At 32.4% G+C, this 14,302-nt stretch carries 15 protein-coding genes; 8 read left to right on the top strand and 7 right to left on the bottom strand.

The window, feature by feature from the left end:
* Positions 1-39 precede the first annotated feature (39 nt).
* From N5D90_RS12825 to aroB, 5 genes are all read right to left on the bottom strand, one after another.
* Positions 40-651: a hypothetical protein gene (locus tag N5D90_RS12825; protein ID WP_280062723.1), complete on the bottom strand. Its 612-nt coding sequence runs from the start codon at positions 649-651 to the stop codon at positions 40-42.
* 77 nt (positions 652-728) lie between these two features.
* Positions 729-2,063, bottom strand: coding sequence for an MATE family efflux transporter (locus N5D90_RS12820; RefSeq protein WP_280062721.1), 1,335 nt, complete (start codon positions 2,061-2,063; stop codon positions 729-731).
* A gap of 9 nt (positions 2,064-2,072) precedes the next feature.
* Complete coding sequence (locus N5D90_RS12815; RefSeq protein ID WP_280062720.1) at positions 2,073-2,459, bottom strand: hypothetical protein; 387 nt, start codon at positions 2,457-2,459, stop codon at positions 2,073-2,075.
* 45 nt (positions 2,460-2,504) lie between these two features.
* On the bottom strand, positions 2,505-2,915 hold the full coding sequence (gene msrB / locus N5D90_RS12810) for a peptide-methionine (R)-S-oxide reductase MsrB (RefSeq protein WP_038337020.1): 411 nt from the start codon (positions 2,913-2,915) through the stop codon (positions 2,505-2,507).
* 113 nt (positions 2,916-3,028) lie between these two features.
* Positions 3,029-4,081, bottom strand: a complete 1,053-nt coding sequence (gene aroB, locus N5D90_RS12805) for a 3-dehydroquinate synthase (protein ID WP_280062718.1) — start codon at positions 4,079-4,081, stop codon at positions 3,029-3,031.
* Positions 4,082-4,242: 161 nt separating this feature from the next.
* Between aroB and N5D90_RS12800 the strand changes: the two genes are divergently transcribed.
* The 7 genes from N5D90_RS12800 to N5D90_RS12770 all read left to right on the top strand — a co-directional run bounded on the left by N5D90_RS12800 (position 4,243) and on the right by N5D90_RS12770 (position 12,117).
* Entirely contained in the window at positions 4,243-5,397 is a 1,155-nt protein-coding gene (locus tag N5D90_RS12800; protein WP_280062716.1) for a GlmU family protein, read from the top strand.
* Positions 5,398-5,526: 129 nt separating this feature from the next.
* Positions 5,527-6,564 carry a PLP-dependent cysteine synthase family protein gene (locus N5D90_RS12795; protein ID WP_038336998.1) on the top strand — a complete coding sequence of 346 codons (1,038 nt, stop codon included), beginning with the start codon at positions 5,527-5,529 and terminating at the stop codon, positions 6,562-6,564.
* Between the two features lie 93 nt (positions 6,565-6,657).
* Positions 6,658-7,917, top strand: a complete 1,260-nt coding sequence (locus N5D90_RS12790; protein WP_114999385.1) for an aminotransferase class I/II-fold pyridoxal phosphate-dependent enzyme — start codon at positions 6,658-6,660, stop codon at positions 7,915-7,917.
* Between the two features lie 162 nt (positions 7,918-8,079).
* A complete protein-coding gene (serC, locus tag N5D90_RS12785; RefSeq protein ID WP_038337000.1) occupies positions 8,080-9,150 on the top strand; it encodes a 3-phosphoserine/phosphohydroxythreonine transaminase in 1,071 nt (356 codons plus the stop codon).
* A gap of 72 nt (positions 9,151-9,222) precedes the next feature.
* Entirely contained in the window at positions 9,223-10,173 is a 951-nt protein-coding gene (locus N5D90_RS12780; RefSeq protein ID WP_180906157.1) for a D-2-hydroxyacid dehydrogenase, read from the top strand.
* Positions 10,174-10,206: 33 nt separating this feature from the next.
* Positions 10,207-11,454, top strand: a complete 1,248-nt coding sequence (locus N5D90_RS12775) for a DUF1015 domain-containing protein (RefSeq protein ID WP_280062715.1) — start codon at positions 10,207-10,209, stop codon at positions 11,452-11,454.
* Positions 11,455-11,457: 3 nt separating this feature from the next.
* Complete coding sequence (locus N5D90_RS12770) at positions 11,458-12,117, top strand: YggS family pyridoxal phosphate-dependent enzyme (RefSeq protein ID WP_280062713.1); 660 nt, start codon at positions 11,458-11,460, stop codon at positions 12,115-12,117.
* Between the two features lie 70 nt (positions 12,118-12,187).
* On the opposite strand, the gene N5D90_RS12765 is transcribed toward N5D90_RS12770, so the two are convergent.
* Complete coding sequence (locus tag N5D90_RS12765; RefSeq protein WP_280062712.1) at positions 12,188-13,123, bottom strand: pyridoxal-phosphate dependent enzyme; 936 nt, start codon at positions 13,121-13,123, stop codon at positions 12,188-12,190.
* Positions 13,124-13,125: 2 nt separating this feature from the next.
* Complete coding sequence (locus N5D90_RS12760) at positions 13,126-13,503, bottom strand: RidA family protein (RefSeq protein ID WP_280062711.1); 378 nt, start codon at positions 13,501-13,503, stop codon at positions 13,126-13,128.
* A 105-nt stretch (positions 13,504-13,608) separates the two neighbouring features.
* Here N5D90_RS12760 and N5D90_RS12755 point away from each other — a divergent pair, with 105 nt between their 5' ends.
* Positions 13,609-14,106, top strand: a complete 498-nt coding sequence (locus tag N5D90_RS12755) for a MarR family winged helix-turn-helix transcriptional regulator (RefSeq protein ID WP_280062710.1) — start codon at positions 13,609-13,611, stop codon at positions 14,104-14,106.
* The last annotated feature ends 196 nt before the right edge of the window (positions 14,107-14,302 follow it).

Raw genomic sequence — 14,302 nt, 5'->3', positions numbered from 1 at the left:
ATCCAACTTTGTGAAAAGTTGGATTTTTTTTAATGCTATTTATTTAAAATTGATTGTAACTAAAAAATAATGTGGAATTTTGAAATGTTCGCCCAATTTTTCTGGTGCAATATCTGATTGAGCAACTTCACAATATGAACCTGAACCATCTGGATGAATTGTAGGAGTGAGAATAGCAAATACTGCATTTTTCTTATTTGGATTGATTGTTAATTCTTTTTTCTCTCCAAAAAAATCTTTTAAAGCATATTTATCTGAATCATTCATAAGATTGAAATATGATTTTTTTGTTCCAAAAAGATTACTCCTAATATATGTTTTAAGTTTTCCATCACTCATTTTGAAAAAGAATTTTAATGATAATGAGTTTGAATTAATCTTGAAATAATCAGATTCTGAAGAGTCAAAAAGTAACTTTTTAGTAGTTAATTTTCCATTTTTATATTCTTCAAGATTAATTTGATAATTCTTTCCGTTTAGTAAATCTCCTTCAAAATTTAAAGTTTCGATATAAATATTTTCAAAATCAATGATATCTTGAATTTCACCATTATCGCTTCCATATTTATACGTCATTTTTATTGTATTTTGACTGAAAGCAAAATTTGAAATTAAGAATAAAGAGAAAATAAATTTTAATAATTGCTTCATTTTTATAGTTTTAATGATATTCTATAATGACGCAAAAATTAAATAAATGTTGCATTTAATATAAAAGAAATTGATAATTAATACGATTCAAAAACTCGTTTTCTAAAAATATACATCAACGGAAAACTGCGTAAAAACATCCAAATTCCGAATGCAATCCAGATTCCATAAATATTTAAACCAAAGTAATCTGCAAGATAAATGGTTGGTAGAAAACCAAAAAATGTTGCGATAATTAAGTTGTTTCGCAAGAGTTTTGCATCGCCCATTCCCTTGAAAAATCCATCAAAAATATAAGCCAATGTGTTGATTGGTTGCATCAGTAAAACCATCCAAAATACCGAATTGAAAATGGTCAAAACATTTGGATCTTGATTGAAAATTTGCCCAATTTGATTATAAAAAATGAAACAAATAGCAATTAAAATACATGCAATTAAAACAGAATATTTAGAAATATTTTTGCTTAAAATCCAAAGTTTAGAATAATTTCGTTCGCCTTGTAATCGTCCTGCCATTGCATTTCCAGCGCCAGCATATCCATCGATAAAAAATGAAAAAAACAACCAAATATTCATCAAAATACTTTGAGCTGCGATATAATCTTTTCCATAATCGGTGGCATAAGAATTGGCAAGAAAAAATGCAACATTCAGTGAAGCTGTTCGCAAAATAAAATTGAAACTTAAGTTGACATATTTCTTAAAAAGTGGATGAATGGTTTTTCCTGGATTTAATCCAAATGAAGTTTTCGTGAAATAGTAGTAAAACGCCATAATTACCATAATCAATTGCGCAATTAAACTTGCATAAGCAGCGCCTTTAATATGATAAGCGGGGATTATCCCATTTACTCCAAAGATTAGAATATAGTCTAAAAAGACATGAACAAATGCAGCTGTTAAACTACATTTCATTGCCCAAACGGTGTTTTGCATTCCTCTAAATGCTCCAAAAAGAGTGAGCGAAATAAGTGTTAATGGAAAACCAAATGCTCTGATTTTGTAATAATCTACTGAAAATTGAAGAACCAAATCTTTTGCATTGTACAACTCGAATAGATTTTGTGCAAAAAAATACGTTGGAACAAAAATAAGTAAACTCAAAAATATATTGAAATACATCGCTTGCGGAACTAAAGTTTTGAGACTTTCCAATTTATTTGCTCCAAAACTTTGCGAAACCAAAGACGAAATAGAGGTTTTGGTTTGGGCAACAATCCAGATAATTCCTGAAAGAAAAGAACCAACTAAACCAGTAGCAGCAAGTGCTTCAACCGAATATTCTTTTACATTACCCACCATAGCAATATCGGTTAAGGTAATAAGAGATTCGGCAATTCCCGAAAAAATCGCAGGAATCGCTAATTGATTAATTTGTTTGAACGTAATTCTATCCGAAACCAAACTCATTTCGAAGAATTATTTTTTTATGCGTTTGTACGGAGGTTTGTTTTTGATGATTTGACTCAACATAAATAAGGTAGTTCCGACCAATGTAAAATAACCCAAAAGTGGCAAACCCGGAATGTGATAATTGTTGTATTTGAACATGAAAATACACGCTAAATATCCAGCAAAAATTAAATAATAAATTACTTTTTTGAATGATCCGTAAGTAAATTTTCCACGAATATATTCGATCAAATTCAAAAGAATTAAGAAGAAATAAAAACCGAAAAAGATGTAGCGCAATGGATTAATCGGACGATCGGTTGTTCTTATATTCACCATTAAATTGTAATTGTAAACACCGTTATAAATTAATAACAATAAGATAAGAACGATAATGATACGAAGTATTTTCATAAAGTATTTTTGCATTAAAAAAGCTGTCGAAACAGCTTTTTGATTTTATTTTACAGGTTTGAAATCTAACGAAAGCGAATTCACACAATAACGTAAACCAGTTTCTGTAGGTCCGTCATCAAAAACGTGTCCTAAATGGCTTCCACAATTCCCGCAAAGAATTTCTGTTCTCTTCATTCCGTGCGAAGTGTCTACACGTTCTACAATTTTCCCTTCTTTTATTTCTTTGTCAAAACTTGGCCAACCACAATGTCCATCAAATTTAGAAGAAGAAGAAAACAATTCTTCTCCACATGCATTACATGTATAAATTCCGTTTTCGAAATGCATGTTGAATTTTCCTGTAAAAGGACGTTCTGTTCCAGCTTCTCTTAAAACATAATATTCTTCAGAAGAAAGTTCTTTTTTCCATTCTTCGTTTGACTTATTAATATTGAATTGAGGTTTTTCGTTCATCGTAACAGTGTTTGAAGGTTGTTCTACTTTAGCATCTTCTTTCTTGTGTTGAGATGTACAAGTAACCATAAGGCTCATTATTAATCCAACAACAAAGAAAGAAGTATTTTTTTTTAGGCAATCCATTGATTATATTTTTCAAAAGCTTGTCTGATTTCTTCTTCAGTACAAACTACATCATAACGACAATTTCCAATCTTGTTGATCAAAGTAAAGTTGATTGAATTGTTTTGATTTTTTTTGTCGTGTTTCATCCATTCCATTAAGTTCGGAAAAATTTTCATATCAATTGTATTTAAAGCATACATTGACGAAAAACTTTCACAAACTTCTTCCACATCAGCTTTAGAAATTAATTCTTGATCATAACTAAGGAACGTTTCAATAATCATTCCGATTACAATTGCTTCGCCATGTAAAAGCGGAAAATCAGTTTCTAAAGATTCACTTTCTATAGCATGACCTATTGTATGACCAAAATTTAAAATTTTGCGTTCACCTTTTTCATATGGATCATTATCAACCACATTTTCTTTGATATGAATAGAATCCATGATAAAAGGAGCTAAAGATTCGGCATCGTGCGAAGGTAATTGCACCAAATTATCCCAATGATCACGGTTCTTGATTAAACCATGTTTTAACATTTCGGCTAAGCCAGATTTTACTTGACGTTGCTCTAATGTCAACAAAAATTTAGGATCAACTAACACCATTTCCGGCTGTGTAAATGTCCCAATCATGTTTTTCATTCCTTCCAAATCAATTCCATTTTTTCCACCAGCAGAAGCATCAACTTGCGATAATAACGTAGTTGGAATGTTGATGAATTTGATTCCACGCTTGAAAGTAGAAGCCATAAAACCTCCCATATCCGTTAAAACTCCACCACCAACATTAATAACTAATGAATGACGATCTGCACCCAACTCGCTTAATGCTAACCAAAGATTAGTTACAGTATCGATGTTTTTATTTTCTTCTCCAGAGTCAATTTCAAGGATTTCGTAAGCAGAAATATTGTCCAAATCGGCTAATAATAGCGGTAAACAATGCACATGAGTGTTCTCATCTACCAAAAAGAAGATAGAAGAAAAAGTGTTATTTGCAAGGTAATCGTCTAATATATATGCGATTGAACCAAAATGAATCGGAGCTGATTTCAAAATGAAAAATGTTTTTAAAATGTGCCTAAAATTACGACGACCTTTTTACATCAACCAAATATTTTGAATGATTTATTTTAGGAGGGCTGTCGATAGAATCTATATTGATATTATCGACTTATAAAATAATTATTTTTAAATTTGCACAAATTCATAGATCAATGAACATAGTTCTTTTTGATGGCGAAGAATGGGAAGATTTTTTGCCCCTAACATTTACAAGACCTGTAGCTGCCCTAAGAATGGGGATATTGAGTTTTGCAGAACGTTGGGAAAAAATACTAAATACAGAGGTTTCTTATCAAACGAAACCTTATTTGCAAGAAAAATTTCCTGCTAAACTTCAAACAGAAAATACATTTATCAACCCAACTTTTTTTCCGAATGAAAAATTAATTGAAGCGATAAAGAATTTAAAACCAAACCAAACCCTAATTTTTAACAATCAACTTTTAGCAGTTAAATCAACTGAAGAAACTCCAAAAATCACATCAGATATTATTCAATTTGAAGATGAAGTAATTCATCTACAACATTCTTGGGATCTGTTTACTTACAATTTCCAGGCAATTGAATTTGATTTTGATTTGGTGACAAAAGGAAGAACTTCTCAATCAATATCTACAACCAACCAAGTTTTAGCTCCTGAAAAAATATTTATTGAAGAAGGTGCGAAAGTTGAATTTTCTATTTTGAATGCATCAGAAGGTCCAATTTATATTGGAAAAGATGCCGAAATTATGGAAGGTTCTATGATTCGTGGCGGATTAGCTTTATGCGAGCATGCAAAAATAAATATGGGTGCAAAAATATATGCTGGTTGTACGATTGGTCCTTTTTGTAAAGTTGGTGGTGAATTAAATAATTCAATCCTAATAGCATATTCAAATAAAGGACATGATGGGTTTTTAGGGAATTCTGTAATTGGAGAATGGTGCAATTTAGGCGCGGATACAAATAACTCAAACTTGAAAAATAATTATGCAGAAGTAAAGTTATGGAGTTATAACCAAAAAAGATTTGTAAAAACAGGTTTGCAATTTTGTGGTTTAATAATGGGCGATTATGCTAAATCTGCAATCAATACACAATTTAATACTGGTACAGTTGTTGGAGTTTGTGCGAACGTTTTTCAATCAGGTTTTCCACCAAATATGATTAAACATTATAGTTGGGGTGGACAATCAGACGCTCCTGTTTTTAATTTTGATAAAGCTTGTGAAGCTGCAGAAAAAATGATGGAAAGAAGAAAAATTGCTTTTACACTTGCTGATAAAAGAATTTTAGAACATATTTTTAATTTAAATAATAACTAATTTAATAACGAGTAAATCATAAGAATTTAAGTTTAAAATTGTAATATGATTAATTTTACGTGTTAATCTTTTAACAATTAATTAAAAAATCCTTAATTTTGCTTTTTGTTAGAAAAGAATATTTGTGAAATGACTGGTAAATATAAAAACGTTTTAGAGTTAATTGGAGATACTCCATTAGTTCAGTTAAACAGAATTAACCAAGACATTCCAGGCGAAGTTTATGCAAAGTTAGAATGTTACAATCCTGGACATTCAACAAAAGACAGAATAGCTTTACATATTATAGAAGAGGCTGAAAAAAATGGTCTATTAAAACCTGGTGCTACGATTGTAGAAACAACTTCAGGTAACACTGGATTTGCTGTAGCTATGGTGGCTATCGTAAAAGGGTACAAATGTATCTTAGCGGTATCGGATAAAACAAAGGCAGAAAAGATTTCATTCTTGAAAGCGATGGGAGCAAAAGTATTTTTGTGCCCTGCGAATGTACCTGCTGATGATCCAAGATCATATTACGAAGTAGCAAAACGTATTGCTGCGGAAACGCCAAATTCTCTTTATATTAATCAATATTTTAATCAAGGGAATACAGAAGCTCACTATTTAACAACAGGTCCTGAAATCTGGAATCAAACAGAGGGTAAAATTACTCACCTAATCGGTTGTACAGGTACAGGAGGAACTTTGACAGGTAGTGCACGTTATATAAAAGAGCAAAACCCAGATGTGAAAATCATCGGAGTTGATGCTTATGGATCAATATTGAAAGGTTATCACGAAACTGGAAAAATTGATCAGAATGATATCTATCCTTACAGAATCGAAGGAATGGGAAAAAATTTAGTTCCTGGAGCTTTAGATTTTGAAATGGTTGATTCTTTTATCAAAGTGACAGACGAAGAAGCTGCTTATCGTACAAGAGAAATTGCTTTGAAAGAAGGAATTATGGCAGGATATACTTCTGGTGCTGCAACACAAGCATATAAACAATTGGCTGAAGCTGGAGAATTTGACGAAAATTCTTTAGTTGTAATTTTGTATCCAGACCATGGTTCGCGCTATATGACAAAAGTTTTTAGTGATGATTGGATGGCAGAGCAAGGCTTTACAAATAGCAGACTCAATGGTTTAGAAGCTCGAGCAACAGTCGAAAGAATTAAATAATACGTATATTTGTAAAAATTAAATATTTAAAGTAGGTAGTGTTCGTTCACTTTCTACTTTTTTTCAATTAATAAAAAATTAAACTATAATAAAATGGACATTTTTGAACGTTTAAAACAGAACCCTGGACCATTAGGTCAATTCGCTGATTATGGTGAAGGTTATTATGTTTTTCCACAGTTAAAAGGAGAAATTGGACCCGTAATGGAATTCCAAGGTAAAAAAGTAATTACTTGGTCAATCAATAACTATTTAGGTTTAGCTAACCATCCAGAAGTTCGTAAAGCTGATGCTGATGCGGCAGCTGAATATGGTATGGCTTATCCAATGGGAGCTCGCGCAATGTCTGGACAAACAGATTTTCACGCACAATTAGAGCAAGAATTGGCTGATTTTGTTCAAAAAGAGTCTGCTTATTTAATGAATTTTGGATACCAAGGAATGGTATCTACAATTGATGCTTTAGTGTCTAAAAATGATGTAATCGTTTATGATGCTGAATGTCATGCTTGTATCGTGGATGGTGTTCGTTTACACTTTGGTAAACGTTTTATTTATCAACACAATAACATCGAAAGTTTCGAAAAAACAATTATTCGTGCACGTAAATTAGCCGACAAACAAGGAGGAGGAATTTTAGTGATTACAGAAGGTGTTTTCGGAATGACAGGTAAGCAAGGTATTTTAAAAGAAATTGCTGCTTACAAAGACGAATACAAATTCCGTTTATTAGTTGATGATGCACATGGTTTTGGTACTTTAGGTAAAACTGGAGCTGGAGCTGGAGAAGAGCAAGGTTGTCAAGATGCAATTGATATCTATTTCTCTACTTTCGCAAAATCTATGGCTGGTTTTGGAGCTTTTATCGCTGGAAATAAAGATATTATCCGTATTTTAAAATATAACTTACGTTCTCAAATCTTTGCAAAATCATTGACAATGCCAATGGTAATCGGAGGTTTAAAACGTCTTGAATTATTACGTTCTCAATCTGAGCTTAAAGACAAGTTATGGCACAATGTAGAAAAAATTCAGAAAGGTTTACAAGAAAGAGGGTTTGATATTGGAGGTTCTAACACATGTGTTACGCCAATCGTATTGAATGGTTCTCCTATCGAAGCGACTGTATTGGCAAAAGAAATGCGCGAAGAATATGGTATTTTCGTTTCTGTAGTAGTTTATCCAGTTATTCCAAAAGGAATGATTATTTTCCGTATTATTCCAACTGCTGCTCACGAAGACGAACACATCGAATATACGTTAAACTCATTTGCTGAGATTAAAGATAAATTAGCTGACGGATATTACAAACGCAAAGCAGAAGAATTGAATGTTGATTTTGTTCAATACTAAAATAAATATTCAATCAAATAATAGAAAAACCCTAAACTGAATTAGTTTAGGGTTTTTTGTTTGTATTCTGTTCAAAAGTTAAGTAATTATTCACTTTTTTCCATATTTGATTTACTATATTTGTTTACAAATTAGACACACAAACACACAACAATTTTAATTATGAAAATTCACAATTTTAGTGCAGGACCATGCATTTTACCACAAGTTGTTTTCGACAAAATGGCTCAAGCTTGTTTAGATTTCAACAATTCAGGAACATCAATCTTAGAAATTTCTCACCGTCGCAAAGATGCGGTAGAAGTAATTGATACAGCAAGAGCGTTGGTAAAAGAATTGATGAATGTTCCAGAAACACATGACGTAGTTTTTATGCAAGGTGGAGCTTCATTGCAATTTCCTACTGTAGCTTACAATTTATTGAAAGAAGGCGGAAAAGCAGCTTATACACAAACAGGAAAATGGGCAGAAAATGCTATCAAAGAAGCGAAGCGTTTCGGAGAAATCGAAGTTATTGCTTCTTCAAAAGATCAAAATTATAGTTATATTCCAAAAGGATATACTGTTCCTTCAGATGTTGATTATTTCCACTGCACATCAAATAATACCATTTTTGGAACACAAATGAAAGAGTTTCCAAATTCTCCAGTTCCAATAGTTTGTGATATGTCTTCGGATATTTTATCTCGCACAATTGATGTTTCTAAATTTGGTGTAATCTATGCTGGAGCCCAAAAAAATATGGGACCTGCAGGTTCTGCTGTTGCAATCGTTCAAAAAGATTTATTAGGTAAAACGGGACGTAATATTCCCGATTATTTAAACTACGAAACACATATCAAAAAAGAATCATCGTTTAATACGTGGCCAGTAATTGCAATTTACGGTGTCATGTTAAATTTACAATGGTTAAAAGAGCAAGGTGGAGTAGAAGCGATTGCAAAAATTAATACTGCAAAAGCAGATGCAATGTATGCTGAAATTGATCGTAACGGATTATTTACAGGAACTGCTGCAACAGAAGACCGTTCTCAAATGAATGCCACTTTTGTTTTAAATAACGAAGATTTCAAAGCTGATTTTGATGCAATGTTAAAAGAAGCTGGAGTTGTTTCTTTAGCTGGTCACCGCGATGTTGGTGGATACCGTGCGTCAATGTACAACGCTTTACCATTAGAATCTGTTCAAGTTTTGGTAGAAGTTATGAAACAATTTGAACAAAAATTTGGATAAATCTTTTTGTATTAAGTACTATGTACAATGTAGACTTAATACTTTTTACAATTTACATTTTACAATAATAACATGAAAATATTAGCAAACGACGGAATTTCTAAGGCAGGAATAGAAGCTTTAGAAGCAAAAGGTTTCGAAGTAATAACTGCTCACGTAGCACAAGAACAATTAGAAAATTATATCAACGAAAACGGAATCGAAGTACTTTTAGTACGTTCTGCGACTAAAGTTCGTCAACCATTAATTGATGCGACAAATCTTAAAATTATTGGTCGTGGAGGAGTTGGTATGGACAATATCGATGTTGCTTATGCACGCGAAAAAGGAATTCAAGTCATTAATACGCCAGCATCTTCTTCTCAATCAGTAGCAGAATTTGTGATTGCGCATTTGTTTTCTATCGTTCGTAATTTGCACCAAGCCAATCGTAATATGCCTTTAGAAGGAGATTCTAACTTCAATGGATTGAAAAAAGCGTACGCAAAAGCAATCGAATTGAGAGGGAAAACAATGGGTGTGATCGGTTTTGGTCGTATCGGTGTAGAAGTAATTCGTGAAGCGATTGGTTTAGGAATGAATATTTTAGTATATGATAAATTCCCAGCAACACGTGACATCGAATTAGAATTTTTTGATGGTCAAAAATTAACGTTTACCATCACTTCTGTTGATTTTGATGAAGTAATTACGAAAGCAGATTTTATTTCGTTGCATGTTCCAGCACAAGATGGATACATTTTGGGTGAGAAAGAATTTGCTAAAATGAAAGATGGCGTGATTGTAATTAACACTGCTCGTGGAGGAGTTGTTGATGAAAAAGCGTTGGTTGATGCGATCGAAGATGGTAAAGTTGCAGGTGCGGCATTAGATGTTTTCGAGAATGAGCCAACACCAGAAATGGGCTTGTTGATGAACGAATCTTTGTCGTTATCTCCTCATATTGCAGGTTCTACGAATGAAGCACAGGACAGAATTGGAACTGAATTAGCTTCGCAAATCGTTGAGATTTACGGAAAATAATTTTGAGTTTCATTCTATCTAAAACTATTCAAAATGCCTCAATTTAAACCATTCAAAGGAATTCGACCTACAGAAGAAACTTCTCAAGAATTTGTGACGCTTGCCGTTAATCAATATTCGAAAGAAGAATTGGACTATTATATCAATAACAGAGAAAACTCTTTTTTGCATATTATTTTACCAACTTGGGACGAAACGATTCAAGATCCGAAAGAGAAATTCAGAAAAGTTCGCGAGAATTTTGAAGATTTCATTTCGAAAAAAATATTAACACAAGACAAGTCTTCTTTTTATATTTATCAAGTGATACAGCCTGATGGGCGTGAAACAAAAGGACTTTTGGGCTTGGTGAATATTGATGATTATCGTCAAAATAAAATTAAAAAGCACGAAGAAACATTGGAGCGTCGTGTGGAATTATTTGCCGATTATTTGAAAGAATCTCACTTTCATGCGGAGCCTGTTTTGTTGACTTATAAACCTGCTCAACGCGTTGATTTGTTGATTGATACAGAAATGAAACGCAAGCCAATTCTGAAAATTGAAGAGTCAAACGGAACACAACATTTGTTGTGGAGAGTTGATAATCGTTTGAATTTAAAACAATTAAAAGATTCAATCGAGAAATTGGACGAATTGTATATTGCAGATGGACATCATCGTATGGAAAGTTCGGAGCGATATACAAAATTTGCAGTCGAAAATTCAAAAGATGAAGTCTATGGTGATGAAGCGTTTAATTATACGTTGGCACTTTTAGTTTCGAATGAAGATTTGATTATCAATGATTATAATCGATTAATTAAAGATTTAAACGGCTTAACTCCAGAAGCGTTTTTAACTGCTTTAGAAGTTGATTTTGAAATTATTCCGAAAGGTGATGAATTAGTTGTGCCAACCAAAAAACATCATATTGTGATGTATTTAGATGGTCAATTTTATAGTTTATATGTCAAAAACAACTTATTGACAACCGAAGGATTAAGTGAGTTGGATACTTATATTTTTGAAGAAAATGTGATGAAACCAATTCTTAATATTCAAGATTCTAAAAAGGATAAACGTGTTCATTACGAATGTGGAACGCGTAATAGAGAAGGAGTGGAAGCACTTAAAAACAAGGTTGATCATCACGATTATATTGCAGCTTTTGCTTTCTATCCAGTGGATGTGAAGGATTTGCAATTGATTGCAGATTTAGGGCTTAAAATGCCTCCAAAAAGTACATATATCGAACCAAAACCTTTAAGCGGTTTTGCTGTATTTGATTTGAAAGAATAAAAAATGAGTATTCAAGAAAATTTAAAAACAATCGAAGCTACAATTCCTGCTCATGTGACATTGGTAGCGGTTTCTAAGACAAAACCTGTGGAGGATTTGCAAGAAGCTTATGCGGCTGGAATGCGAGATTTTGGAGAAAACAAAATTCAAGAAATGTGCGATAAATACGAAGTTCTTCCAAAGGATATTCGTTGGCATATGATTGGACATGTGCAAACCAACAAAGTGAAGTATATGGCGCCTTTTGTGCATTTAATTCATGGTGTTGATAGTCTGAAATTGTTGAAAGAAATTCACAAACAAGCCGAAAAAAATAATCGCGTAATTGATGTATTGTTGCAACAATTTATAGCAGATGAAGAAACTAAATTTGGTTTGGACGAAGAAGAAATTCATCAAATTATGCAAGAAGAAGTTCAGCATTTACCTAATGTTCGCGTAGTTGGATTGATGGGAATGGCAACGTTTACAGAAGATGAAAATCAAATTCGTGAAGAGTTTCGTTCTTTAAAATCTAACTTTGATTCGTTGAAAAATAATTTCGAAAATCTAACTATTTTATCAATGGGAATGTCGGGAGATTATCAAATTGCGATAGAAGAAGGCAGTACAATGGTTCGCATTGGAAGCTCAATTTTTGGACATCGTAATTATTCGATTTAATAGAATATTTATACAATACAAAACCCCTAAAATTTATGTTTTAGGGGTTTATTTTTTTATAGAAAGATTTCTAAAAAGGTAAAGTGTCTAAATTGACATTTCCACCAGAAACGATTATCCCTATATTCATATTTTTAAATCTTTCTTTGTCTTTGATTAATGCAGCTAAAGCCACAGCAGAAGAAGGTTCGCAAACAATTTTTAAACGTTCCCAAATTAATTTCATTGCTGCAATTATTTCTTGTTCTGTTACACGTATTATTTTTTCTACACCTTTTTGGATGATGGGAAAATTAATATCACCTAATTCTGTTTTCAAACCATCTGCAATTGTATTCGTTGTAATGTTAGATTCTATTTTTCTACTTTCTAACGAACGATAGGCATCATCTGCTTCAAAAGGTTCTCCACCGATTACTTTACAATTTTTACCAAAATTTTCCGCAGCAATAGCTGTTCCCGCAATTAAACCTCCACCACCAACAGGAGTAAATATATAATTCAGGTCTGGATGTATTTCTAATAATTCTTTCGCTGCAGTTCCTTGTCCAAGAATAACATTGAGATCATTTGAAGGATGAATAAACGTTGCACCTTTTTGTATTTCGATTTGTTTAGCTGTTTTTTCCCTTGCTTCTAAAGTTGGTTCACACTCGATAATTTGCCCATTGTATCCTTTTACGGCATCTTTTTTAACTTGTGGAGCAGTTTTGGGCATAACAATAAAAGCTTTGATTCCCAAACTTTTTGCTGCAAGTGCTAAAGCTTGTGCAAAATTACCAGAAGAATGTGTAACAACTCCTTTTTGCTTTTGTTCGTCTGTAAGTTGCATGATAGCATTTATTGCACCACGCATTTTGAATGCTCCCATTTTTTGAAAATTTTCGCATTTAAAAAATAACTTCGCTCCAACTATTTCGTTCAATAAACTTGATGTTAAGATTGGTGTATTGTGAATAAAAGGTGAAATTCGTTGATGAGTTTCTATAATAGCTTGTTTGTACATCGTTAGGATTTTTTGATTGCGGTTACTTCAACTTCGATTAATGCGCCATAGTGCAATTCATTTGTTGGAATAATACATCGCGTTGGTTTATGCGTTCCGAAAAAATCACTGTAAACGGCATTTACTTCATCCCACAATTGAATATTCGGAATGTAAATTCGAACCTGTAATACATGGTTTTTATCGCTATTAGCTTCATGTAATATCGTTTCGATATTTTTTAAAACTAAGTTCGTTTGCTCTGAAATTGTTGTTGGAATTTTCTTGGTTTCTCGATCAATTGGTAATTGACCAGAAAGATATAGAATCTCATTATGCTCTATGCATTGTGAGTAATGTCCATTTGCAATTGGCATATTTTCGGTTTGAATAATTTTCATTTTCTTATTGGTTTTAAATGTATCTTTATATCAAGATATATTACAAATATATCAAATTATCTTTACATCAAGATAATTTGTACATTTGTTTTTCAATTAATTGTGATGAAAAAAGATAAAGATTTAATTGATGCATTAATTGCTGATTGGAATATAGAACGTCCAGATTTGGATGTTGATGCAATGCAGATTGTAGGTAGAGTGATGAAATTGGGTAAGATTTTCGAGAATAGAGCAAGTTTGGCTTTGAAGGAAAATAGAATATATTATACTGATTTAGATGTGTTAGCAACGCTTCGTCGTTCAGGAAAACCTTATCAATTAACGCCAAAACAATTGATGGAATCTGTTGTAATAACTTCTGGAGCGATGACAGCACTTTTGAATCGCTTAACAAAATTAGAATTAATTTATCGTGCGGCAGACGAAAATGATCGACGAATAAGTTTGGCTGGACTTACAGAAAAAGGAAAGAAAATTATTGATGAAGCGATCAAAAAAAGATTTGATGAAGCTAAAAATTCAATTCAAGTTTTGAATAAAAAAGAGCAAGAGGATTTATCTATTTTATTAAAAAAGCTTTTGATAGAATTGGATCAATAATCATTATTAAAAAATAAAACCTGAACAGATTTGTTCAGGTTTTATTCATTCAGGAATAAATTTTAACCATTTCCTCCACCGCCTCCACCGCTTTGTTCTTGGTTAGATTTTGAACGTTCTATATTAAATTGTTTCCCAAAATTGTAACTAATTCCAATACGATATGTTCTGAAAGCTTGATTAATACCCATATTTG

The organism is Empedobacter sp. GD03797 (assembly GCF_029842105.1).
Taxonomy (GTDB): Bacteria; Bacteroidota; Bacteroidia; order Flavobacteriales; family Weeksellaceae; genus Empedobacter; species Empedobacter falsenii_C.
This window is presented reverse-complemented; position numbering and strand designations above follow the sequence as displayed.